Raw genomic sequence first — 21,554 nt, 5'->3', positions numbered from 1 at the left:
GTCCGGCTCGATAACAGTCTCGATGCGCGGCAAGGATGCGGGCAGGTTCCCGATATTGCGCCGTGGAGCAGGCTTTTTACGCGGTCCTTCCCCTTTGGATGCCGCACGTGCTTCTTTCTCTGCCTCCACCTCCTCAACCGCGATGGTCAAATCTTCAAAGGCCAGCTGACGCTCGTCTTCGGTCAGCTTCTCTGATCGTTTCCCATGCAGGGCATGGTTCAACTCAGCGATCAGATGCTCCTGGCGCGTGGTGATTTCCTTAAGCGCGCTGACCTCCTGCATCAACGCTTCCACGGCTGCGCGCTGATCGGCAGGGAGTGTGGAAAGGTTGATTGCAGGGGTGTTCGACATGCCCTGTTTTTATTGGGAATCATGACGAAATAAAAGCAAAAACAGTGCCTTAATCTATTCCGGGGTGCTCGGCGGGCGTGGCTCAACCGGCTTGACCTTGCGCCAGTCCAGTCCGGAAAATAGTGCCTCAAACTGGGCATGGTTCAGCGCCATGATCCCATCCTTGATCGCAGGCCATGTGAAGGTCGTATCCTCCAAGCGCTTGTATGCCATCACGAGACCTGAACCATCCCAATACAACAGCTTCAATCGATCCGCGCGCCGCGCGCGAAACACAAACACTGTCCCAGTATAAGGGTCCTTGCGCAGCGTGGACGCCACCAGTGCGCATAGGCCATCGTGACCCTTTCGGAAATCGACAGGCTGCGTCGCGACCAGCACCCGCACGCGGTTGGACGGAAAGATCATGCGCGCGTTCCCAAGGCGCGCACGATCTCCACAAGCCGATCCGTGCCAATACCCGCGTCCAGGCGGATCGTGACAGCCCCAGTGACAATCTCGATCGGTTTTGACGAGACCGACTGGATAGGGAGGTCTTCCTGTGAACTTGGCACCCGCGGACTCGACACGATGACTGGAGCGAAGCACAGGCCGTCGTCTTCCGGAACCGCAGGAAGAACCAACTCACCGCGCCGCGCGCGACCACGCCACTCTGACAGGTGATTGGCCCGCAACCCGTATCGGCGCGCAACTTCATTTACCGTAGCACCCGGCTCCAGCGTCTCCGCCACAATCCGCGCTTTCATCTCATCCGGCCAGCGCCGTTGACCATTCGTGCGGATATCTACCCCATAGTCACGGAGAAACTCATCCGTAGTCGCCATCGCGAAACTCCATCCCGATTTCCATCAGGCAGGAGATCGCAACTCAGGGCAAAACCTGAAAGGTGGGTGTCAGAACACGCTTACGATGCATTGAAGGCCGGATCGCCAAGCTTTGCCACGATGCGGAGCCTTGCCATGCGGTTTCAGGGCATTTTGCGCGGCGACCAGTCCGCCCCGCTGGACGCATGGATCGACCTGGCCATTGAGACTGGCATCCCACCAATCATGCGCTTTGCCCGCACGCTGCACCGCGACATCGAGGCCGTGCGCAATGCCATCGAACTTCCGTGGAGCAACGGTCAGGCTGAGGGCCAAGTCAATCGCCTGAAGACCCTCAAGCGCGCCATGTACGGTCGCGCCGGACCAGAACTCCTCAGAGCCCGAATGCTGCCACTGCGCCACACAAATTGAGGCAGAACCCAATTAAGGGCTACGCGACAATTGAGATATGCAATGTGTTGGCGCTAGTATCACTCAAGCCACATCCTGTTCTGGTTGCAATGCCATCGCCAGCCACTCAAGAATTGGCTCATCAGATGGAACCAGATGAACAGCGTCAGGGCCTGCAAATTCTTTGAACGCTGCCAGATTGAGAGCGTTGACCCCCACGAGAACTGGAATTTCAAGCTCCAGCGCTGTGGCAATGATGGTTCTGAAGCCGCGACCATCGGCTTCATGCTTGCCGAACTTGTTGATGATCAAGAGGTCCACATTTGGATCAAGTCGCGCCTCCGCCAGGCCGACAGCGGTCTCCAACGCAGCGGGGTCCAGCCTGCATCCCTTAGAGCCCAATCCAAGATCTTGTGAAATACGCAGAACCGGACCGTCTGGCAAGACCTGCACATCCATGTCGCACGGGCCATTTGCGCGATCCGTATTGATCTGAACTGTGCCGCAGGTTGTGTAGCCTTGCGAAGCGAGCGTATCGGCCAGCCGTGAAAGCAGAAGGTCGGTATCTCCCCTGCCTAGAGCCATTGTGTAAGCGATCTTCATATCTTGTTGTCCTCGTCCTTCAAAAAGGGTGAAATTCCACCAATGCACCACAGGGCAATTCCTCGGTGTCGGCAGGAATGAAAAGCAAGCCGTCCATTTCAGGAAGCAGTGACACCCTACCCGAATGAGTTGCCTCCGCGAATTCAGCGATTTCTCGTCCCGCGCTATCAAAGCCCGTCAGGCGCGCCAGCCGTAGCTCACATCGGCCCGGTTTATGATGAAGCGTATGTTGCAATACCACATGTCGTCGGCGGACGGGCCTTTGCGCTTGTCCGCTGAGGAACCTGCAAAGGGCTGAACCGAAGATTTGCCACGTCACGAAAGCAGACAGTGGATTACCGGGCAGTCCAAGCCAGACCGCTCGCCCAACATGTCCAAACGACACTGGCTTGCCTGGCTTTAACGCGACGCCGCTAAAGGCAATTTTGGCGGAAAGCTCAGCCAAGGCTGGCTTCACATGGTCTTCTTCGCCGACCGATATACCACCAGTCGTAACGATCAGGTCCACCTGTTGCGACAGAGCGTCCAGTTGTGCGCGCAGCGCGGGGAGCGTGTCGAATGCAAATTGGACGCTGCACAGCTCAATGTCAGGCGTCGCCAGCGCGGCGCAGAGCATCGGCGTATTCACATCCCATATCGCAGCGGCGCCCCTCGCCTCACCTTGCTGGGCGACCTCATCCCCGGTGACCACGAGGGCGACGCGGACGCGCCGTGTGACGCACACCTCGGCGTGTCCGGCGGCCGCGCAGGCCGCGATGTCTCGCGGAGTGAGGAGGCGTCCCGCTGGAGCGATCGTCTTTCCCCTCGCCATGTCTTCGCCGGCGCGGCGAACATGAGCGCCCCGTTTGACGGCATCGTGCAAACGGACATGGGTGCCAGTGCACAAAACCTGCTCCTGCATCACGACAGCGTTTGCACCGTCTGGAAGAGGCGCGCCTGTAAAGATCTGTATCGCACCCCCGCGCTTGAGCGTGTTGCTCGGGACATGCCCTGCTGCGACGCGCCCTGCGACTGACAATTCCCACGGCCCTTCACCAGATAGGTCGCCCGTATTGATAGCGTACCCGTCCATTGCGGCATTATCAAAAGGTGGTACCATTCCAAGCGACCGCACCGGTTTCGCAAGCACCCGCCCGACGGCTTGTGACAAAGGAACAAGTTCGGTTTCACGAACGGCCTGTGTCAGGCGTGCAATCTGGGCCAACCCTTCATCAATGCTGATCAATGAACCCAGACGCGCAAGATCATCGCACCCACAACCGTTGTTCTCGATCTTTTGGATAACTGTCATAGCGCGGCCTCCGCCTGAAAATGGCCCGGCCCAACCGTGCAGTCCAGATCGCGAAGCCGCCCGTCCTTCAGGCCATAGATCAGCCCATGGACACGGATGCTGCCGCGTTCCCGCCAGGCCCGTTGAAGAATGGGCGTCTCAGCTACCCGGCGGACGCCCTCCACAACATTCAGTTCCGCGAGCTTGTCTCTTCGTGCCTCATCATCGCCCTGTTGTGCCAAATCGACGGCATAGGCTCGGGCAAGACGCCGGATCGGTTCAAGCCAGTGGTCCGCCAAGCCGTGGGGCAGGTCTTCGGTCGCCGCCTTGACCCCGCCGCACCCGTAGTGACCGCATACGATGATCTCGCGGATCTTGAGCGCATCTACGGCAAACTCCAGCGCCGAAAGCATATTCATATCCGACGAATGGATAATATTTGCCACGTTGCGGTGCACAAACACCTCGCCTGGATCGAGGCCTGCGACGACATTGGCAGGCACTCGGCTGTCAGAACAGCCGATCCAGAAGAATTCAGGCGATTGCCGTGTTGCCAGACGTGCAAAATAACCGGGTTCTTCTGTGTTTTTCTGTTCAGACCATTTCACGTTACGGTCAAGAAGGTCATTCAGCATGTCTCATTCTCCGAGCGTGGGCGTTAGACTACGGCGCTCCAGCATGTGCCTTCTCATTGTGTTCAGATCCTCGTCGGTCAGTCTCGCCCGGGCGATAGGAAGGATGACCGCGTTTTCGAGAATTAAGTGGCGGCGGGCATGATGGGCGAAATCCTTCATTTGCTCGCAATCCGATTGGGAGGGCCGCGAGCTAGGTTTATCGAAACCTCTGATGATCGCGACAATCGCCGGCGCGTCGGCGATGGCATGGCCATGATCAGATTGAAGCTTGTCGATCACCTTGTCGATTTCATCTTCCGGCTCGCAGCGTTTCAGCATCATCGGAAATAGATCAATTTCTTCATCAGCCAGATGTTGCGGCAGTTGCGCTTCCAGAAAGGTGAGGACTTGGTCGATCTCCGCGCGTTCCATGGATGCAGAGGCGACAATCCGATCGATCACTGCGCAGACCTCCCGTTCGCGCATATGATCTTCGGCGATGAAGTCTAGTGGATTGTCCAAGTTGGAAACATCCGCAGCCTCACTTCTTGCCGTTTTCAAGAGTCGTTCAGGATCTTTTCCCATCGTCCTCTCCTCCCAGTTAGACCATGCTCAGGTCTGCCCCCTCGATATCTGAGGCTTCGACCAATTGAGTGATGAAGGTATGGGACTGCCGCGCCCAAGCTGCTTTCTCCATTGCTTCAGAAATTTTCCCGCGAACGGCTTCGAATGGCAGGACTTGCCCCAACGCAACCGCATCCATTCGGATGATATGATAGCCATGGCGGGTCAGAACCGGCTCTGTCGAAATCTCGCCTTCAGCAAGGTGACGTAGGGCAGCCTCGAACTCAGGAACGGTGTCGTTCGGGCCAAGTTGGCCGAGCGTCCCGCCTGAGGTCTTGGACCCGCAATCGCTCTCGCGCGCGGCCAGTGCCGCGAAGCTCTTTGGTTCACCCAGCACCAAGGCAAGCAGCTCCTTGGCTCGGGCGAGCGCTTTGGCGCTTGCTGCTTCGTCCCGCGGATCGCAGGCGCACAGGATATGGGACACTTCCCAAAGCGGCGGTGTTCGAAAGCGCGTCGGATCTTTTTTCCATTCGGATGCGATATCCTCCTCGGTTGGGGGAACAACATCGATCGCCTCCTCTAGGAGGCCCCTGATCAGGGCCTCCTCATCAGTTTCAAACCGCCCTGGGCCGACCTCATTGGGTTTTGCCTCGACGCTGCGGGACCGCGCTTCTTGCAACAACAAGGTGCGGATCGCCACGGCATTGACCGCCTTGCGCCAAGCAATACCAGGTTTGCCTTTCGGCGCGTCCTGGTTCTGCGTCTCCGCAGCAATCAGGGCGTGGGGAACAAGCTCGCCGTTGACGACCAGATCAGGAAAGAGTGCTGCGTTCATTTGCTTTACTCCGCCGGTGTCGCTTTGGTATCGGCACGCTTTGGCAACGCTTTCTGACGGCGCGAGCGCACAATCTGATAGCCCGGCCGCAAAAGGTACCGGAACGGTGCTGCAAAGCCCGAAACCATATGAACCAACCGCGAGAAGGGGAAGAGCGCCGTGATGATCAAGCCAAGGAAGATGTGCAACTTGTAGAGCCAATGCACGTCTACCACTGTGACCCATGCATTGATGTTCCAGGTAACGATGCTCTGCGACCAGTTCATGAAACGCACCATCTCGGAGCCGTCCATGTGTTGCAGGGTCTGCGTGATTGTCAGCAGGCCAATGGCCAGTTGCAACCAGATCAATGCCATGATGGTGATATCCATCCGGCTGGACGTTGCACGGATCCGTGGCTCAGTCAGACGACGATGCATAAGCAGGGATGCACCGATCAAGGCCGCGATACCCGCAGGGCCGCCAATAATCACGGCCATCCATTGTTTGAGCGAATATGGCACGCCTAGTGCGTCAAGCACCCAGACCGGTGTGAACAGGCCAACGAGGTGCCCAAAAAAGATCGTGATGATCCCAACATGAAACAGGATCGAGCCCCAGATCAGTTGTTTGCGCTTTAGTAGCTGACTAGAGGAGCTTTTCCACGTGTATTGGTCGCGGTCATAGCGGGCGATTGATCCCACAACGAGGATGGTCAGCGCTGCATAGGGCAATATGCCGAAGATGATGAAGTTGATATCAAAGTTCGAGAACATGTCTTGTCTCCCTATTCAGCCGCGTGTCGCGGTGCGGGGTTAACGGGCAGATCCATCTGCGCGAGCATTTCGCGCGCTTGGGGACATCCAGCATTGGGATCGGGGCCGAAGAGCACTTCGCTTTCTTCCCAAACCTCATCGAGAGCGTCCAGATCGGTCGGATCATCGTCAGGCTGCGCGAGCATCTCGGCAACAGCGTCCTGATCGGCTTTCACCCCGGCCAATTGCAAAAGGCTGGCGAATACAGCGCCATAAGGGCTTTCCCTCCGGACAAGCCGGGCGTTCAGCGCCTCAAAGATATGGGCTGCATCCGCCAGAGTATCCTGTGCTTCTGCGAAGGGACGCGTCGACAGGAATTCCAGCAAAACAGGCAAGTGATCCGGGAGTTCCGAGGTGACGGGATCAAACCCGCCCTCCCGATACGTCTCGACCAACGAGACCATGGCGCCGCCACGATCCCGGCTTTCTCCGTGCACGTGCTCGAACAGGTTGAGCGACAAGGTGCGCGATCTGTCGAAAAGCAGGACGAACTGCTCTTCGAGGTCATAGATGTCGCGTCCGGTCAGCTCCTCCACCAGCGGGCGCAACGCCCGACGGGCTGCTGCTGTGAGACGTGTGTCCGAGGCCAGAACGGCGCGGATTTCGGGCATCGCCTGCTGCAACTCACGCGTCGGGTAGCTCAGGATGAGTGATAGTGCTTTTAAGGTCCGGTCCATATCACATCGCCTCCGTTGGCATCTTGAGGGGTTTTTTGGAGCCGCCGAAAAGCGATCCCTTCGTTGAGCCACCGCCACATCCGTTGGTGTCAGTGAATCCACAGCCGCCACGCAGGTCATAGGCTTCTTCCACCTGTTCACGGTGTGTTGTCGGGATGACGAAGCGGTCTTCGTAATCGGCAAGAGCCATGATCTTGTACATGTCCTCAATCACGCGGCCAGAAAGGCCGACGCGCGCAGCGATGGCTTCGTCAACCACCCCTTCGATCGTCTTGGAGCGCATATAGGATCGCATCGCCAGCATACGCTCGAGCGCCGTGACAACAGGTTCTTCATCTCCAGCGGTCAGCATGTTGGCGAGGTATTTGACCGGGATACGCAGGTTCTTGACGTCCGGCATGCCGGCGTCCGTCCCGATGGCGCCGGCTTCGGCGGCATTCTGGATCGGGCTAAGGGGCGGTATGTACCACACCATCGGCAGCGTCCGGTATTCGGGGTGCAGCGGGAAGGCGACCTTCCACTCCATCGCCATCTTCCAGATCGGGCTTTCCTGCGCGGCCTTGATCCAGTCCTCCGGTATGCCATCAGCGCGGGCAGTCTCGATCACGACAGGGTCGTTGGGGTCGAGGAACACGCCCAGTTGCGCATCATAAAGGTCCTGTTCGTCCTCCATGTTCGCAGCGTCTTCGATCTTGTCAGCGTCATAAAGCATGACGCCCAGATACCGAATGCGTCCGACACAGGTTTCGGAACAGACCGTCGGGTTGCCGCTCTCGATCCGAGGATAGCACAGGGTGCATTTCTCCGATTTGCCGCTTTCCCAGTTGTAGTAGATCTTCTTGTACGGGCAGCCAGACACACACATCCGCCAACCACGGCATTTTTCCTGGTCGATCAGGACGATGCCGTCTTCTTCGCGCTTATAGATCGCGCCCGATGGGCAGGACGAAGCACATGCCGGGTTCAGGCAGTGTTCGCAGAGCCGAGGGAGATACATCATGAAGGTATTCTCGTATTCCCCGTAGATCTCCTTCTGGATTCCCTCGAAGTTGTAGTCCTGCGAGCGCTTGGAGAATTCACCGCCCAGGATTTCTTCCCAGTTCGGACCTTTCTCGATCTTCTCGATCCGCTCACCGGTGATCTTGGAACGGGGGCGCGCCGTCGGGAAGGCCTCCATTTCCGGGGCTGATTTCAGGTGGTCATAATCGAAATCGAACGGCTCGTAATAGTCGTCAATCTCGGGCATGGACGGGTTGGCGAAGATGTTGGACAGGATGCGCCATTTGCTGCCCTGCTTGGGCTGCAGCTTGCCTGCCTTGGTGCGTTCCCAGCCGCCTTTCCAGCGATCCTGATTTTCCCAGTCGGTCGGATATCCTGTGCCGGGCTTGGTTTCGACATTGTTGAACCAAGCGTATTCAACGCCGTCCCGGCTCGTCCAGACGTTCTTGCAAGTGACAGAGCATGTGTGGCACCCGATGCATTTGTCGAGGTTCAGCACCATGCCGATTTGTGCGCGGATTCTCATTCTGCTGCCTCCTGTGCAGGTGCTTCCCAGCTCTTTTCTTTGTCGAGCCAGTCCACTTTCTTCATCTTGCGGACAACGACGAACTCGTCCCGGTTCGATCCCACGGTGCCGTAGTAATTGAAGCCGTAGGACTGCTGGGCATAGCCGCCGATCATGTGTGTGGGTTTGAGAACAGCGCGGGTTACCGAGTTGTGGATACCCCCGCGGTTCCCGGTCTTCTCAGAGCCCGGCGTGTTCACGATCTTCTCTTGAGCGTGATACATGAACGTTGTGCCGTCCTTGATCCGCTGCGAGACAACCGCGCGCGCCGTTAGGGCACCGTTGGTGTTGTAAAGCTCCACCCAGTCGTTATCGACAATCCCGGCGCTCTTGGCGTCATTCTCGCTGATCCAGATCACCGGACCGCCCCTGTTAAGCGTGAGCATTAACAGATTGTCGGTATAGGTGGAGTGGATGCCCCACTTCTGGTGCGGCGTGATGAAGTTCAAAACGAGGTTGTCGCCCTCATCCTGTACATCCGCTGTAATGGTCTTCAGATCAACGGGCGGGCGGTAGGACATGAAGCCTTCGCCGAATGCGCGCATCCAGAGGTGATCCTGATAAAGCTGTTGCCGCCCTGTCAAGGTCCGCCACGGGATCAGCTCGTGGACGTTTGTGTAGCCCGCGTTGTAGCTGACTTTCTCCGACTCGATGCCCGACCATGTGGGGCTGGAGATGATCTTGCGCGGTTGAGCTGCGATGTCATGGAAACGGATTTTGTTGCCATGTTCGCCTTCAGCCAGATGCGCATGTTCGCGCCCCGTGGCTTTTTCCAGAGCTTCCCAAGCCTTCACGGCGACGTTGCCGTTCGTCTCAGGTGCGAGCATCAGGATGACTTCGCAAGCGTCAATGGCCGTTTCGATTTTTGGGCGTCCCGCTGCCGCGCCGTCCAGTTGCACACCATTGAGAGCCGACAGGTTGTCGATCTCGTCCTGGGTGTTCCAGGTGATGCCCTTGCCGCCATTGCCGAGTTTATCAAGCATCGGGCCAAGCGCCGTGAAGCGGTCATAGATCGCGGTATAGTCCCGCTCGACCGCCACGAAAGCAGGGGCGGTCTTGCCCGGGATCAGGTCGCATTCGCCTTTTTTCCAGTCCTTCACCTGGTCCTGCGCGATCTCCGCAGGGGTGTCGTGCAGGATCGGTAGGGCGACGATATCTGTCTCTTTGTCCAGATAGCCCGGTGCGATCTGCTGGAATTTCTTGGCGATTGCCTTGAAGATTTCCCAATCGGATTTGGACTCATAGGCCGGATCGACCGCCGCTTGCAGCGGGTGGATGAACGGGTGCATGTCAGACGTGTTCATGTCGTCCTTTTCGTACCAACTGGCCGTTGGTAGAACGATGTCGGAATAGACGCAGGTCGTGCTCATTCTAAAGTCGATGGTCACAAGCAGGTCCAGCTTGCCCCGCGGCGCATCTTCATGCCACCTGGCCTCTTTGGGCAATTGTCCGCCGTCTTCGCCAAGATCCTTGCCCATCACACCATGATCGGTGCCAAGCAGGTGCTTGAGGAAGTATTCGTGCCCCTTGCCCGAAGACCCGAGCAAGTTGGAACGCCACACGAACAAGTTGCGCGGCCAGTTGGCTGGGTTATCCGGGTCCTCACAGGACATTTCCAGATCGCCGGACTTCAGGTTCTCGGCCACATAGGCCGGGATTTCCTTGCCCGCCGCCTTGGCCGCCTTGGCTACTTCGAACGGGTTGGTCTTGAGCTGCGGAGCAGACGGCAACCAGCCCATGCGTTCGGCTCGGATGTTGTAGTCGATCAGGGAAATGTCCCAATCGCCCTCGGGCGCTGTGGGTGACAGGATCTCGTCTGCTTTAAGGGTCTCATAGCGCCACTGATCCGTGTGCGCATACCATGCTGAAGTCGAGTTCATGTGCCGCGGAGGACGGTTCCAATCCAGCGCAAAGGCCAGAGGTTGCCAGCCGGTCTGCGGGCGCAGTTTTTCCTGCCCCACATAGTGTGCCCAGCCACCGCCGGATTGCCCAACACAGCCACACATCACCAGCATGTTGATGACACCGCGATAGTTCATATCCATGTGGAACCAGTGGTTCATCGCGGCCCCGATGATGATCATCGACTTGCCGTTCGTCTTCTCTGCGTTGTCAGCAAATCCGCGGGCCACGTGGATGATCTTGTCAGCCGGGACGCCAGTGATCTTCTCGGCCCAAGCAGGCGTACCAGGCATGTCATTGGCATAGTCCGATGTGACCCAGTCACCGCCGAGACCACGGTCCAAGCCGTAGTTGGCACAGAACAGGTCGAACACGGTCGCGACCGCAATCTCGCCATCGGCGGTTTTGATCTTTTTCACTGGGATGTTGCGGGTCAGAACGTCAGGGTGATCGGCATCTGTCTTAAACTGGCCGAACGCCTCGCCACCAAAGTAGGGAAAGTCGACGCCCAGAACATCGTCATGGTCTTCTTCCAGAACGAAGCTCATCTTGAGCTTGGTCTCGGCCTCTTTCGCCTTTTCTTCGAGGTTCCATTCACCGTCTTCGCCCCAGCGATATCCGACAGACCCGTTGGGTGCGACAAAGGCTTTGGAGGCCTCATCAAACGCAACAGTTTTCCATTCCGGGTTGTTGTTTTCACCCAATTTGCCGTCCAGATCGTCGGCTCTCAGGAAGCGGCCCGGCACCAGCTTGCCGTCCTTTTCGTCCAGCTTCACCAGCATTGGGAAGTCCGAGTATTTGCGGGTGTAATCCTCGAAGTATTCGGCCTGACGGTCCAAGTGGAATTCACGCAAGATGACGTGGCCAAAGGCCATCGCCAGGGCAGCATCCGTGCCCTGCTTGGCGTTCAGCCAGACGTCGCCGAACTTGGCGGCCTCGGAATAATCGGGGCAAATGACGGCGGACTTGGTGCCCTTGTAGCGTGCCTCAGTATAGAAATGGGCGTCAGGTGTCCGCGTTTGCGGCACGTTGGAGCCCCAAAGCAGCAAATAGCCCGAATTGTACCAGTCGGCACTTTCCGGCACGTCTGTCTGTTCGCCCCAGGTCATGGGCGAGGCAGGCGGCAGGTCGCAGTACCAATCATAGAACGACATGCAAACGCCGCCCATCAGACTGAGATAGCGTGACCCGGCCGCATAACTGACCATCGACATTGCAGGAATCGGCGAGAAGCCAAAGACGCGGTCGGGGCCATAGGTCTTGGCCGTATACGCGTTTGCGGCCGCCGTGATTTCGGTCGCCTCGTCCCAAGTGGCGCGCACGAAGCCGCCCTTGCCGCGTGTTTCCACGTAAGAGGCGCGCAGGATCGGATCAGCCTGCAGTTTGGTCCAGGCCTCGATCGGCTCCATCGTCTCGCGCATCTTGCGCCAGATTTTCATCAACCGACCGCGCACGAGAGGGTTTTTGACCCGGTTCGCAGAGTAGAGATACCAGCTGTAGCTCGCACCACGTGCGCATCCGCGTGGTTCGTGGTTTGGCAGATCGGCGCGGGTGCGCGGGTAGTCGGTCTGCTGCGTCTCCCAGGTAACGATCCCGGATTTGACGTAGATCTTCCAGCTGCAGGACCCCGTGCAATTTACCCCGTGGGTCGAGCGGACGACTTTGTCGTGGCGCCAGCGATTGCGATAGGTATCTTCCCAGTCGCGGTTTTCCGTGGTCACTTTCCCAAAGCCGTCCGAAAACTGGTCCAGTTCCTTGGACTGAAGGAAGTTCAATCTGTCGAGCAGATGGCTCATGTTTTCTCTCCTAAATGCGGGGGGCCACGCCACCTTGGCGGCGCGGCGCGATCATTTCTGGCTCAGCAAGGAACCGGCGCGGACTTGCGGCTGTAGAAGATCCAGCAAATCACGGCACAGACGGCATAGAAGCCAAGGAAGGCCCACAACGCACCGTTCGGAGCACCTGTCATGGCAATCGAGGTGCCGTAGAGCTTCGGAATGAAGAATGCGCCATAGGCTGCAATTGCCGAGGTAAAGGCGATGATCGCCGCGCTTTCCATTTCCGTCTGCTTTTGGAGCGCACCTGCGTCGAGGTTCGGCATCAGCCGCGGGACTTCCTGTTTCATGATCGACGGGATCATCTGGAAGGTCGAAGCGTTGCCGACACCAGTCAGGAAAAACAGTGCCATGAAGCAGGCGAAGAAGCCCCAGAAATTACCGTCTGGCGAAGCCTCGGAGGGCAGGAACTGCAAGACACCGAAGACCGCGATAATCATGGCAAGGAATGTCCAGAAGGTCACACGCCCGCCACCGAACTTGTCGGAAATCCAGCCCGTTGCTGCGCGGCTCAACGCTCCGACAAGCGGCCCGAGAAAGGCATATTTTAGCACATCAACTTCGGGGAACTGTGTGCGCATCAACAGTGGGAAGCCAGCGGCATAGCCAATGAAGCTGCCGAATGTACCCGTATAGAGAACACACATGATCCAGTTGTGCTTGCGGCTGAAAATCACAGACTGATCTGAGAAGGACGACTTCGCATCGGCAATATCGTTCATCCCAAACCATGCGGCGATTGCACTGACGGCGAGGAACGGCACCCAGATGAACCCGGCGTTCTGAATGAACAGCTGACCACCATCGGACAGTTGCTGCGGTTCTCCGCCGATGGCGCCAAAGACACCCATTGTGATGACGACCGGCACGAGAAACTGCATGACCGACACGCCAAGGTTACCAAGACCTGCGTTCAAAGCGAGTGCGTTACCCTTGGACTTCTTGGGGTAGAAGTAGGCGATATTCGCCATTGAGGAAGCGAAGTTGCCGCCACCGAAGCCACACATCAGCGCCAGGATCAGAAAAGTGACATAACTTGTGTCGGGATTCTGTACCGCAAAGCCGATCCCAAGTGCAGGTAGCAGCAGAGAAGCTGTCGAAATGGCGGTCCACTTACGGCCCCCGAAGATTGGTACCATGAAACTGTAGAAGATGCGCAGTGTCGCGCCCGAGAGGCCCGGCAACGCCGCAAGCCAGAAACGCTCGCCGACGGAAAAGTCGAAACCGATTGCGGGCATCTTAGCGACAACGACCGACCACACCATCCAGACCGAGAAAGCCAGCAGAAGGTTGGGGATCGAAATCCAGAGGTTTCGGGTTGCGATGCGTTTGCCCTCGCTTTCCCAGAATTGCGGATCTTCGGGCCGCCAGTCAGTCAGCAGATAGCCGCTGTTGGCAGTTGCGGTTGCGGTGGTCGCCATGGTGGGGTCCTCCCGTGGTGGCGTATTAAGAGTGTGGCGGGCCGCTCATCGGCCCACCGGGTTCGATTTCATTCGGCTGGTTGACCGCCGTTTTTTCTTGCGATTGCGGTCAAGCCTTCTTCCAGTTCAGCGTTGGCCTTGAGCGCGCGTTGTCTAAGTGTCTCGATATTGGCTGCAGCGAAGTTCGCGCGTTCCTCGTCTTCCTGTCTGGTCGAGAACCTCACGAAGAAGGCCAGGAATGAAGCACAGGTGACTACAATGCCGAGGATGAAAAAGGCCTCAGACCAGTCGATCACGTTCTTGAAGAGAAACCCTGCGAGCACAGCACCCGCGTTCCCGCCCGCGCCGACTACACCGGCCACAGCACCAAGCGCCTTTTTGTTGATGAAGGGCACCACGGAATAGGTGGCCCCTTCCGCCATCTGCGTGAACAGCGAGAAGACGATCAACGCAGGCAGGGCCAGGAACAGCACATGCATCTGGCTGAAAACCATCAAAGCGCAGCCTTCGAAGAATAAACAGACAAAGAGCCAGAAGGCACGGCCCTTCAGTCCCCAAAGCGATCCGAAGTTATCTCCGAACAGGCCGCCTAGTGTCCGCGCGAAGATGTTCATCAATCCGAAGGAGGCGGCGACCAGACCCGCAGTCACGAGGGTCAGATCAAAGTAGTCCATGAAGTAAAGAGCAGCGACATTGTTTACTGTCAGCTCGATACCGAAACATGCGCCATAGATTACGAACAGCACCCAGACCCGTGGGTCTTTGAGTGCCTGCATGTAATTGCCAGTGACTTTCTTCTTTTCTTCCATTTTGCCCTGCGCACGCAGATCGTCGAAATTGCCGTCAGGCGCGTCTTGGGTCAGAAAATAATAGGCGATCCCGGTCAGAAAGATGATCACACCGACCACAACCATAGATAGGCGCCAGCCAACCGCTTCGGAAAAGCCGAAACCAACGACCATGACCGAGAACAACAGCGGCATGACAAATTGCGTGACACCGCCGCCCAGATTACCCCAGCCCGCCGAAGTCGCGTTTGCCTGGCCAACCACGTTGGGCGCAAACATCACAGATGTATGGTACTGCGTGATAACAAAAGCAGCCCCGATGCCGCCAATCAGAACACGGAACAGCAAGAAAGTTTCAAAGCTATACGACAAGCCGATGCCCATCACTGGAAGCGACCCGATGATCAGCAGCCAAGTATAGGACTTCCTGGGCCCGATGCGGTCACAGAGCCAGCCGATGAACAGCCGGGCGAAAATAGTCATTGAGACCGATCCGATGATGGCCCAGCCGATCTGGTTCGGCGTCAGTGCGAGTTCATCCCGAACAACGCTCATTAGCGGCGCAATGCCGAACCATGCAAAGAAGCACGAGAAGAACGCGAACCACGTCATGTGGAAGGTCCTGATCTGCACCATCTTTACGTTGAAGAAATTTGACCACAGTGCTGTGGCCTTGTTTTGAAGTTCCATCGCGGCCCCTCCGCCTTTTTGCAGCCGTTGCTGCTGTTCTGGGTTGCGATAGAAATGAGGTCGTTCGGTTCTGCGATTGTTGATGCAGATCAAAAAGACGGCTTTTATGCAGCAAAATAAATAGCTTACAGAAATTGGTCATGTCTCGTTGGGCGATCCGTCAAATCAGACGGTAGCGGCTGTCAATCGAAGGCTTGACAATTATCAAGTGGCCACCAAGGATGATTTCAAAGAACAAAGGTGAGGTGGAAGCAGACAATGCCCGAATCGTATCGACAAGACGTGCGCGATCTCGCGCTATTTGCCGATATGGATCAGGTCAATTTCGAGTCCCTCATGCGAGGGTCCTACGTCCAGAACTTCCCGCCACGCATTGATCTGATCACCGAAGGTGACTCACCGGATTTTCTGCATGTTGTCGTCTCCGGTGCCGTTGACCTGTTTTCTTCATGGAACGGTAGGGAAACCAGTATGGCGACTGTGCGACCTGTCAGCACATTCATTTTGGCAGCGACTATCAAGGACGCCCCTTACCTGATGTCAGCGCGTACATTGGAAAAAAGCAGGATTATTCTTCTACCGTCAGAGGATGTGCGTCAGGTGTTTGAAAAAGACGGTGCGTTTGCAAGGGCCATCGTGACCGAACTTTCCCAATGCTATCGCGCCGTCGTCAAGAATACCAAAGATCTCAAGCTTAGGACGTCATTGGAACGACTGGCAAACTACTTGTTGCGCCAAATGGGGCGCACAGGATCAAGCGCATTTGACTTGCTTATGGAGAAGCGTCGCTTGGCATCGTTTTTGGGAATGACCCCCGAGAACCTCAGCCGCGCCTTCAAAGGCCTAGAACCCTACGGCGTACGCGTCGATGGCAATCATATCAAGATCACAGACACCGAGGAATTGATGCGTTTTGCCAAACCCAGCCCACTTATTGATGATCACTCGACCTAAGGAGCACCAATGTCCAAGACTTTGCCCGGAGCCGCCGGAGAGCTCGCTGAACAACATCCTGACCTGTGGAGTGCTTATGCGGCACTTGGAAAGGCCTGCGCCGAAGCTGGCCCTCTAAGCGACCGTGAACGCCGCCTGGTTAAACTTGCGCTTGCTGTTGGAGCTGCCTCTGAAGGAGCAGTCCATTCTCACAGTCGGCGCGCGCGCGCCGAAGGAATCGAGGAGGCAGCCATTCACCAAGTGGCCCTGCTTGCAATTGGTCCACTTGGCTTGCCGCGCGCGGTTGCGGCGAAAACTTGGATTGAGGATAAAAAGGGATAGTCCCTATAGTGTCGCCAGCTGGTGCATCATGGCAGTGGACTGACCCCGAAAAGCAGGGGATGGAGCCAGATCAACATAAGATAAAGCAGCAGAGCGGCCGCGAGCCGAACAAGTGATCTTGCTGAGATGGTGATCTGCGCTGCTCGGGCCTGCATCCACAGATGTGACCAAGCAGAGCCCATCTGCCGCTGCTTGCGTCTGTCGATGATCGTTTGGCCCGCCACGGCGAACGCGGCAAATACAGAAAACAAAAGCACATGGGCCAAATCTCCGTTCGGCAATACATGTGCAAAAGCCCATATGCACAATGCTATCAGGAACGGATGACGGAAAAAACGCACGATTCCGGGAGCATTTGGATCAAACCTATCGTTGCGTGCACCACCAAATGAAAACGGGTTCGGTTTGCCGATGGAAAAGGCTAACAGCAAGCAGACCACAACCATCACTGCTAGTACAACATAGTTCTGCCAAGGGGCCCAACTCCAGAGCGACACGTAAGGTGCGCGCCCCGTAGCACCGATCAGCCAAGCCAGCACACCAAGCGAGAGCGCCGAGTAGGCGAGCGTAAACCCCCGAGATCCAAGGGAGCGATCAAGCATCCTGCGGATGGGAGGGCGTACCGGGATGGAATGACTGAGGAAAAAGGCCGCAATCGCCCCGACGAATTCCGCCCATGCCATCTTAGGTCTTCTTTGCAGGGGCCAAGCGCAACAGCAATGGGCCATAGAGAGCGGCAAATCCTGCAAACGCCACGAACCATGAGAGGCCAGCGGCCCAATACAACTCTTGCGCATTGCCGGGCCAAAGACCCGCAGCAACCCGAAGCACCATGGCGCTCAGTACACATGTGTAGATTGCGATTGTCCCTGCCCCGGCATTCAAGGGTTGGCCCGTATGTCCCAGTGTTGCGCGCGTCATAACTGCCAGCGTCATGAGGCCAATCGCCCCGCCCATCCAAAAATGCTGCGCCGCCCCAAGGCCAGCCATTCCAGGCAACATGATCTCGGCCGCCATGGCAAGCGCGCCAAGCGGGACGAGCAAGTAGGCGACATGCAAAACTGCGACCAAAGGCTCTGCGCCCGTATACACACCTGCCCAGCGGGTCAGGCGGGCGAGATGCAAGGCACCAGCGATTGCAAGCAAAGTGGCAGCGATGAACGACGCAGGTAAGACGGCCCAGGCAATAAGGGCCGCGAGCAAACTCAGCAGGGCAATCTTATCAAGTCTCTGCATCGGGGAGGCAGGACGTGTCTCTGCCCCTTGCTTAACCAACCAGTTGCGCGTGAACGATGGCACGATACGTCCACCGATCACCGCGATCATCATGATCCCTGCCCCTAGCCCGATCCGCAGTCCGTAACCTTGAGCAGCATAGTCACCTTGGGCGGCTTCCCAATGGAAAACAGCATTTCCCAGCATCAGCGCAAATAGCATCCCAAGCACAATGAGGTTGCGCCAGTTCTTTCCGGCCACAATCTGACGAGCGATGACAATTGCCAAAACCGTTGGCATGGTAAGATCAAGAAGTGCGACAGTGAATGGTGATAAAGCTTCTGAAAAAGTGATGGCAATGCGTCCCATAACCCAGAACCCAAACAGTCCACCCAATGGCCATCCCACAATTGGCAACCTGCCGGTCCAGTTTGGAACTGCCGTTAGTAGAAACCCGGCAACGACTGCAGGCAGGTACCCAAAAAGAAACTCATGCGCATGCCATGAAACCGGATCAAATGCAGTAGGCAGCGCCATGTGCCCCGACAACATCAGCACCCAAAACACCATCGCCAGCGCGGCCCATACGGCCGCACCAAAGAAGAACGGGCGGAACCCGTAGGTCAGGATTCCTGGTCCGGTCCAGACGCGCATCTGTTCGGTTGTGGTGGTCATTTGTGTGGCCTTGTTGTCGCGACGCCGTCCTCGGTCAGGATCAGGTCGAGCGGGATGTCATGGGGTTGCGGAAAGATCGTCGGCAGGCGCGCGGCGCTCAGCGCGATGCCGATGGTGCGTGGCGTCAACCCGGCCAGCGTCCGGTCGAAATAGCCCCCACCCCAGCCCAGCCGATAGCAGTCGTCGGTCCACCCGAGGCAGGGCGCGAGAACGAAATCGGGCACCAGCCTATCGGCTGCAGGGGAGGGAACCGGGATTTTCCAATCGCCGCGCACCAGTTTGGTCTCGGGCGTCCAGCTGCGAAACACCAGAGGCGCGGCGCGCGTCTCGACCACTGGCAAGGCGACGGTGACGCCCGCGCAGTGCAGATCGGTCAAGGTCGGGCGCAGGTCGGGTTCCCCTTTGATCGGCCAGTAGCCGGACAGGACGCATCCGCGCCGCAGACCACGCGTCGCAAGTACCCTCCCCAGATGCCCTGCGATTCTGTCCGAAACCTGCGCCCGTCCGGCCTTGCCCAGGCCCTCCCTTAGGCCGGCCAGCCGTACCCGTTCCGCCCGGCGCCAGCGCGCCACATCGCGCGCCTGCCCGGGATCAACGCCAAGCGGATCAAAAAATAGGGGATCAACCTCTGCCGCCATGCAAGGCGGCGAGGTATATGTCCCGTCCTCGCTCATCTTGCGGGCTCGAATCGGGGGAAAAGTACATCATTCTCCAGCGCGATGTGAGCAGCCAGTTCCTCAAGCAGCGTCGCCGTACCGCCATAAAGCGACCGCCAAGACCCGCAGGCATGCTCTGGCGGCGCCAGATCGGCTGTCAGCTTGCGGATCAGTGAGATGGATTCGGCGTGATCGTCATGGTCGGCGCGCATGACCGCAATGGGGTGTTCGATGCCTGCCCCACCGCCTGCGCGCAGAGCCGGAAACAGGATCATTTCTTCCTTGGTCATATGATCCTCCATTTCACGCGCAAGCATAGTCAGAGCATGAGCAAGACCCTTTGGGGCGTCTGGATCATCGGCGTAAACCTGTTCGACGCGCTCGGCCAAGGGTACGAGCGAGGCAAGGTCCGCCCGGTGCATCTCGTGATAATTGGTCAGGATGTGGTCGATCAAAGCGCCGGTTTCCTGCGGCACTGCGGCGGTGGCATCGTCGTGCATGGCACGTTCCTTCTGTGGTGAATCGTCGGAACAAGATGAATTGGCATTTGATTTACCGATTAGACCACAGTAATACGCATTGTAAATACCAAATCAGGAGCGCGACCATGCGCCTCACGTCCTTCACAGATTACGGGCTACGCGTGCTGATGCGCATGGCGGGCACCCCCGATCGCGCCTTCACGGCCGCCGACCTTGCCGCCGAGTTCCGTATCTCGCGCAACCATCTGGCAAAGGTGATTTCGGCGCTTGCCGCGGCAGGTCTTCTGGAGACCCGGCGCGGCGGCGGGGGCGGCGCGATGCTGGCCCGCGCGCCCAAGGACATCCGTTTGGGCGATGTGGTGGCGGTGCTCGAGGCCGATCAGGCGCTGGTGGAGTGCTTTGCCTCCGACACCAACACTTGCACCCTGACCCCGCACTGCCGGTTGAAGGCGCGGCTGGCCCATGCCGGGGCGGCCTTCGTGGCCGATCTCAACCGCAGCACCCTTGCCGATTGCGTCTACCGCCCGGAAAGCACCTGACGCGCCACCAGCGCGATGCCGCCCCATACCGTGCTGCGCAGGGCCATGGCGAAAACGGTGCGCATCTCGAAAGCTCCACCCTGCGCCACGTGCAAACCGAACGCCGCGAAGACCAACAGCGTTGCGGCGAAGATCGCGAGAGACAGAGGATAGGCCCATGGCCGCCCCTGCCACAGGCCCAGGCCCGCGACGACATAGGCAAGTCCAGCCAGTGTGTTGAACCACAAGACGAACAGGACGACAGCCCCCATCTCGAGCGCACCAAGCAGCGTGGTTCCGCCCGAAACAACCGTCAAAAGGCCGAAGGCAATCGCAACTCCACCCGTGATGCGAAGCAATTTATCTTTTTTTCTCATCGAGAACGTCCTCCTCAGCGTTCAGCAGCACCAACTGCACGTCGAACAATCGCAACCCCTCTTGAGGGAGCGAAAAGCCCCGCGCGCCGAGCGTCCAGCGGATGGCGACACCCTGCACCAGCGATGTAAGCAGGATGGCGACATCCTCCGGGCTAACGTCGCGCTTCATGTCGCCGGCGGCCTGAAGATCACGGATCACGGCAACAAGGCGGCTCTGAAACGCGCCCAGAAGCCCCCGGAACACGTCGCGCAGGGCTTGATTGTCCACCTGCAACTCGCGCGAGAACAGGATCGACGGCAGGGCGGGCGTTGCGGAAATGACTGACAACTGCGCACCGATGAGTCCCCGCAGGCGCGCCTTTGGCGCGGCGGCCTCAGCCTCGGATGCAGCCCAGGACTCCTGCAAGCGGTCCGCGATATCCTCGGCCACCGCAAGCCAAAGCGCGCCCTTCGTCGGAAAATGCCGGAAGATCGCGGGCTGGCTGAGGCCTACGGCACGCGCGACATCTGTGGTGCTGAGCCGGTCCGGTCCGATCTCGTCGGCCAGTCGCAGCACCTCGGCCACGATCTGTGTCTTTCGCTCTTCCGCGCTCTGACGACCGGACATGCAACACCTCTTGTTAGTTATAACTCACTAACATATACTATTGGCAACCGCAACCTCTATCCCGAGTCGCGCGCTCAGACCGAAAGGACCCCCGCCATGCCCGTCACAACCGCCCCGACCGGCTATTCCCGACCGCAGATCGCGCTGCACTGGCTCGTCTTCGCGCTGATTGCGCAGCAATACCTTTTCAAGGACGCGATGTCGGACGCCTGGGACCGCGTCACCGACGGGCTCGAAGCTGGGTTCGACCCGCTCGTGCTGGCCCATGTAGCGGGCGGCGCGCTGGTGCTGATCTTCGCGCTGTGGCGGCTGACGCTGCGCGCCCGGCGCGGCGTGCCTCCGGCGATCGAGGCCAACAAACTGCAGGGCATCCTCGCCAAGCTCACCCATGTCGGCCTATACGCGCTGATGATCCTGATGCCGCTCAGCGGCTCGGTCGCGTGGTTTGGCGGGGTCGAGACCGCGGCGCAAGGCCACAACGTTTTGAAGATTGCCCTGCTGGCGCTGATCGCGCTGCATGTCGTCGGCGCGCTCTACCACCAGTTCGTGCTGCGCGACGGCACGCTGGCGCGGATGCGCCGGGCGCAAGGCTGATCCCATGAGACTCGCCCCTCTCCTCGCCCTGCC

Annotated in this window: 25 protein-coding genes; 5 read left to right on the top strand and 20 right to left on the bottom strand. The window is 58.3% G+C overall.

What is annotated here, in order from left to right:
- The 3 genes from E2L05_RS17270 to tnpA form a co-directional block, all read right to left on the bottom strand.
- A partial coding sequence (locus tag E2L05_RS17270) for a transposase (protein ID WP_208016273.1) occupies nucleotides 1-351 on the bottom strand: 351 nt, incomplete at its 3' end.
- Between the two features lie 54 nt (nucleotides 352-405).
- Nucleotides 406-759, bottom strand: a complete 354-nt coding sequence (gene tnpB / locus E2L05_RS17265) for an IS66 family insertion sequence element accessory protein TnpB (RefSeq protein WP_133343053.1) — start codon at nucleotides 757-759, stop codon at nucleotides 406-408.
- Nucleotides 756-1,175, bottom strand: coding sequence for an IS66-like element accessory protein TnpA (gene tnpA / locus E2L05_RS17260; protein ID WP_133344077.1), 420 nt, complete (start codon nucleotides 1,173-1,175; stop codon nucleotides 756-758). The genes tnpB and tnpA overlap by 4 nt, the downstream gene beginning before the upstream one ends.
- On the opposite strand from tnpA, the gene E2L05_RS17255 reads away from it, so the two are divergent.
- Nucleotides 1,116-1,586 carry a transposase gene (locus E2L05_RS17255; RefSeq protein ID WP_243722040.1) on the top strand — a complete coding sequence of 157 codons (471 nt, stop codon included), beginning with the start codon at nucleotides 1,116-1,118 and terminating at the stop codon, nucleotides 1,584-1,586. The two genes, tnpA and E2L05_RS17255, sit on opposite strands and share 60 nt — an antisense overlap.
- 63 nt (nucleotides 1,587-1,649) lie before the next feature.
- Here the strand turns inward: E2L05_RS17255 and E2L05_RS17250 are convergent, their stop codons facing one another.
- From E2L05_RS17250 to E2L05_RS17200, 11 genes are all read right to left on the bottom strand, one after another.
- Nucleotides 1,650-2,168 carry a DUF2478 domain-containing protein gene (locus E2L05_RS17250; RefSeq protein ID WP_133344076.1) on the bottom strand — a complete coding sequence of 173 codons (519 nt, stop codon included), beginning with the start codon at nucleotides 2,166-2,168 and terminating at the stop codon, nucleotides 1,650-1,652.
- Nucleotides 2,169-2,187: 19 nt separating this feature from the next.
- Entirely contained in the window at nucleotides 2,188-3,459 is a 1,272-nt protein-coding gene (locus tag E2L05_RS17245; protein ID WP_133344075.1) for a molybdopterin molybdotransferase MoeA, read from the bottom strand.
- Entirely contained in the window at nucleotides 3,456-4,073 is a 618-nt protein-coding gene (locus E2L05_RS17240; protein WP_133344074.1) for a carbonic anhydrase, read from the bottom strand. The genes E2L05_RS17245 and E2L05_RS17240 overlap by 4 nt, the downstream gene beginning before the upstream one ends.
- A 3-nt stretch (nucleotides 4,074-4,076) precedes the next feature.
- Nucleotides 4,077-4,637 carry a hemerythrin domain-containing protein gene (locus E2L05_RS17235; RefSeq protein ID WP_133344073.1) on the bottom strand — a complete coding sequence of 187 codons (561 nt, stop codon included), beginning with the start codon at nucleotides 4,635-4,637 and terminating at the stop codon, nucleotides 4,077-4,079.
- Between the two features lie 16 nt (nucleotides 4,638-4,653).
- Nucleotides 4,654-5,451: a peptidylprolyl isomerase gene (locus E2L05_RS17230; RefSeq protein ID WP_133344072.1), complete on the bottom strand. Its 798-nt coding sequence runs from the start codon at nucleotides 5,449-5,451 to the stop codon at nucleotides 4,654-4,656.
- A 5-nt stretch (nucleotides 5,452-5,456) separates the two neighbouring features.
- Nucleotides 5,457-6,206 carry a respiratory nitrate reductase subunit gamma gene (gene narI, locus E2L05_RS17225; RefSeq protein ID WP_133344071.1) on the bottom strand — a complete coding sequence of 250 codons (750 nt, stop codon included), beginning with the start codon at nucleotides 6,204-6,206 and terminating at the stop codon, nucleotides 5,457-5,459.
- A gap of 11 nt (nucleotides 6,207-6,217) precedes the next feature.
- A complete protein-coding gene (gene narJ / locus E2L05_RS17220) occupies nucleotides 6,218-6,922 on the bottom strand; it encodes a nitrate reductase molybdenum cofactor assembly chaperone (RefSeq protein ID WP_133344070.1) in 705 nt (234 codons plus the stop codon).
- 1 nt (nucleotide 6,923) lies between these two features.
- The gene (gene narH / locus E2L05_RS17215; RefSeq protein WP_133344069.1) at nucleotides 6,924-8,447 is read right to left on the bottom strand and encodes a nitrate reductase subunit beta; all 1,524 of its coding nucleotides are present in this window, start codon (nucleotides 8,445-8,447) and stop codon (nucleotides 6,924-6,926) included.
- Complete coding sequence (locus E2L05_RS17210) at nucleotides 8,444-12,184, bottom strand: nitrate reductase subunit alpha (protein WP_133344068.1); 3,741 nt, start codon at nucleotides 12,182-12,184, stop codon at nucleotides 8,444-8,446. The genes narH and E2L05_RS17210 overlap by 4 nt, the downstream gene beginning before the upstream one ends.
- A 62-nt stretch (nucleotides 12,185-12,246) precedes the next feature.
- On the bottom strand, nucleotides 12,247-13,644 hold the full coding sequence (locus E2L05_RS17205; RefSeq protein WP_133344067.1) for a NarK family nitrate/nitrite MFS transporter: 1,398 nt from the start codon (nucleotides 13,642-13,644) through the stop codon (nucleotides 12,247-12,249).
- A 68-nt stretch (nucleotides 13,645-13,712) separates the two neighbouring features.
- On the bottom strand, nucleotides 13,713-15,122 hold the full coding sequence (locus tag E2L05_RS17200) for an MFS transporter (protein ID WP_133344066.1): 1,410 nt from the start codon (nucleotides 15,120-15,122) through the stop codon (nucleotides 13,713-13,715).
- A gap of 258 nt (nucleotides 15,123-15,380) precedes the next feature.
- On the opposite strand from E2L05_RS17200, the gene E2L05_RS17195 reads away from it, so the two are divergent.
- A complete protein-coding gene (locus E2L05_RS17195) occupies nucleotides 15,381-16,076 on the top strand; it encodes a cyclic nucleotide-binding domain-containing protein (protein WP_133344065.1) in 696 nt (231 codons plus the stop codon).
- A gap of 9 nt (nucleotides 16,077-16,085) precedes the next feature.
- Entirely contained in the window at nucleotides 16,086-16,397 is a 312-nt protein-coding gene (locus E2L05_RS17190) for a carboxymuconolactone decarboxylase family protein (protein WP_133344064.1), read from the top strand.
- A gap of 26 nt (nucleotides 16,398-16,423) precedes the next feature.
- On the opposite strand, the gene E2L05_RS17185 is transcribed toward E2L05_RS17190, so the two are convergent.
- The 4 genes from E2L05_RS17185 to E2L05_RS17170 are packed head-to-tail and all read right to left on the bottom strand — an operon-like array spanning nucleotide 16,424 to nucleotide 19,443.
- A complete protein-coding gene (locus tag E2L05_RS17185; RefSeq protein ID WP_133344063.1) occupies nucleotides 16,424-17,080 on the bottom strand; it encodes an NnrU family protein in 657 nt (218 codons plus the stop codon).
- Between the two features lies 1 nt (nucleotide 17,081).
- The gene (locus E2L05_RS17180; protein WP_133344062.1) at nucleotides 17,082-18,287 is read right to left on the bottom strand and encodes an NnrS family protein; all 1,206 of its coding nucleotides are present in this window, start codon (nucleotides 18,285-18,287) and stop codon (nucleotides 17,082-17,084) included.
- Entirely contained in the window at nucleotides 18,284-18,925 is a 642-nt protein-coding gene (locus E2L05_RS17175) for a 5-formyltetrahydrofolate cyclo-ligase (RefSeq protein ID WP_133344061.1), read from the bottom strand. Before E2L05_RS17175 ends, E2L05_RS17180 begins: the two co-directional genes overlap by 4 nt.
- 32 nt (nucleotides 18,926-18,957) lie before the next feature.
- Nucleotides 18,958-19,443, bottom strand: a complete 486-nt coding sequence (locus E2L05_RS17170; protein ID WP_133344060.1) for a hemerythrin domain-containing protein — start codon at nucleotides 19,441-19,443, stop codon at nucleotides 18,958-18,960.
- A 107-nt stretch (nucleotides 19,444-19,550) separates the two neighbouring features.
- On the opposite strand from E2L05_RS17170, the gene E2L05_RS17165 reads away from it, so the two are divergent.
- Nucleotides 19,551-19,964: an RrF2 family transcriptional regulator gene (locus E2L05_RS17165; RefSeq protein ID WP_133344059.1), complete on the top strand. Its 414-nt coding sequence runs from the start codon at nucleotides 19,551-19,553 to the stop codon at nucleotides 19,962-19,964.
- On the opposite strand, the gene E2L05_RS17160 is transcribed toward E2L05_RS17165, so the two are convergent.
- Both E2L05_RS17160 and E2L05_RS17155 read right to left on the bottom strand, forming a co-directional pair.
- Nucleotides 19,943-20,320 (bottom strand): hypothetical protein, encoded by a 378-nt coding sequence (locus E2L05_RS17160; RefSeq protein ID WP_133344058.1) that lies wholly within the window; start codon nucleotides 20,318-20,320, stop codon nucleotides 19,943-19,945. The two genes, E2L05_RS17165 and E2L05_RS17160, sit on opposite strands and share 22 nt — an antisense overlap.
- On the bottom strand, nucleotides 20,304-20,927 hold the full coding sequence (locus E2L05_RS17155) for a TetR/AcrR family transcriptional regulator (RefSeq protein ID WP_133344057.1): 624 nt from the start codon (nucleotides 20,925-20,927) through the stop codon (nucleotides 20,304-20,306). The genes E2L05_RS17160 and E2L05_RS17155 overlap by 17 nt, the downstream gene beginning before the upstream one ends.
- 96 nt (nucleotides 20,928-21,023) lie before the next feature.
- On the opposite strand from E2L05_RS17155, the gene E2L05_RS17150 reads away from it, so the two are divergent.
- Nucleotides 21,024-21,521 (top strand): cytochrome b, encoded by a 498-nt coding sequence (locus tag E2L05_RS17150; RefSeq protein ID WP_133344056.1) that lies wholly within the window; start codon nucleotides 21,024-21,026, stop codon nucleotides 21,519-21,521.
- The last annotated feature ends 33 nt before the right edge of the window (nucleotides 21,522-21,554 follow it).

It is taken from the genome of Meridianimarinicoccus aquatilis, assembly GCF_004358675.1.
Taxonomy (GTDB): Bacteria; Pseudomonadota; Alphaproteobacteria; order Rhodobacterales; family Rhodobacteraceae; genus Meridianimarinicoccus; species Meridianimarinicoccus aquatilis.
This window is presented reverse-complemented; position numbering and strand designations above follow the sequence as displayed.

Excerpts from the sequence above, each read along its gene's own strand:
- E2L05_RS17195 (WP_133344065.1), top strand. The coding sequence starts at position 15,381 with ATGCCCGAATCGTATCGACAAGACGTGCGCGATCTCGCGCTATTTGCC.
- E2L05_RS17205 (WP_133344067.1), bottom strand. The coding sequence starts at position 13,644 with ATGGCGACCACCGCAACCGCAACTGCCAACAGCGGCTATCTGCTGACT.
- E2L05_RS17210 (WP_133344068.1), bottom strand. The coding sequence starts at position 12,184 with ATGAGCCATCTGCTCGACAGATTGAACTTCCTTCAGTCCAAGGAACTG.
- tnpB (WP_133343053.1), bottom strand. The coding sequence starts at position 759 with ATGATCTTTCCGTCCAACCGCGTGCGGGTGCTGGTCGCGACGCAGCCT.
- E2L05_RS17160 (WP_133344058.1), bottom strand. The coding sequence starts at position 20,320 with ATGAGAAAAAAAGATAAATTGCTTCGCATCACGGGTGGAGTTGCGATT.
- E2L05_RS17190 (WP_133344064.1), top strand. The coding sequence starts at position 16,086 with ATGTCCAAGACTTTGCCCGGAGCCGCCGGAGAGCTCGCTGAACAACAT.
- E2L05_RS17245 (WP_133344075.1), bottom strand. The coding sequence starts at position 3,459 with ATGACAGTTATCCAAAAGATCGAGAACAACGGTTGTGGGTGCGATGAT.
- E2L05_RS17155 (WP_133344057.1), bottom strand. The coding sequence starts at position 20,927 with ATGTCCGGTCGTCAGAGCGCGGAAGAGCGAAAGACACAGATCGTGGCC.
- E2L05_RS17170 (WP_133344060.1), bottom strand. The coding sequence starts at position 19,443 with ATGCACGACGATGCCACCGCCGCAGTGCCGCAGGAAACCGGCGCTTTG.
- E2L05_RS17175 (WP_133344061.1), bottom strand. The coding sequence starts at position 18,925 with ATGGCGGCAGAGGTTGATCCCCTATTTTTTGATCCGCTTGGCGTTGAT.
- E2L05_RS17150 (WP_133344056.1), top strand. The coding sequence starts at position 21,024 with ATGCCCGTCACAACCGCCCCGACCGGCTATTCCCGACCGCAGATCGCG.
- E2L05_RS17250 (WP_133344076.1), bottom strand. The coding sequence starts at position 2,168 with ATGAAGATCGCTTACACAATGGCTCTAGGCAGGGGAGATACCGACCTT.
- E2L05_RS17200 (WP_133344066.1), bottom strand. The coding sequence starts at position 15,122 with ATGGAACTTCAAAACAAGGCCACAGCACTGTGGTCAAATTTCTTCAAC.
- E2L05_RS17185 (WP_133344063.1), bottom strand. The coding sequence starts at position 17,080 with ATGGCATGGGCGGAATTCGTCGGGGCGATTGCGGCCTTTTTCCTCAGT.
- narH (WP_133344069.1), bottom strand. The coding sequence starts at position 8,447 with ATGAGAATCCGCGCACAAATCGGCATGGTGCTGAACCTCGACAAATGC.
- E2L05_RS17240 (WP_133344074.1), bottom strand. The coding sequence starts at position 4,073 with ATGCTGAATGACCTTCTTGACCGTAACGTGAAATGGTCTGAACAGAAA.
- E2L05_RS17180 (WP_133344062.1), bottom strand. The coding sequence starts at position 18,287 with ATGACCACCACAACCGAACAGATGCGCGTCTGGACCGGACCAGGAATC.
- E2L05_RS17165 (WP_133344059.1), top strand. The coding sequence starts at position 19,551 with ATGCGCCTCACGTCCTTCACAGATTACGGGCTACGCGTGCTGATGCGC.
- E2L05_RS17230 (WP_133344072.1), bottom strand. The coding sequence starts at position 5,451 with ATGAACGCAGCACTCTTTCCTGATCTGGTCGTCAACGGCGAGCTTGTT.
- narJ (WP_133344070.1), bottom strand. The coding sequence starts at position 6,922 with ATGGACCGGACCTTAAAAGCACTATCACTCATCCTGAGCTACCCGACG.
- tnpA (WP_133344077.1), bottom strand. The coding sequence starts at position 1,175 with ATGGCGACTACGGATGAGTTTCTCCGTGACTATGGGGTAGATATCCGC.
- narI (WP_133344071.1), bottom strand. The coding sequence starts at position 6,206 with ATGTTCTCGAACTTTGATATCAACTTCATCATCTTCGGCATATTGCCC.
- E2L05_RS17235 (WP_133344073.1), bottom strand. The coding sequence starts at position 4,637 with ATGGGAAAAGATCCTGAACGACTCTTGAAAACGGCAAGAAGTGAGGCT.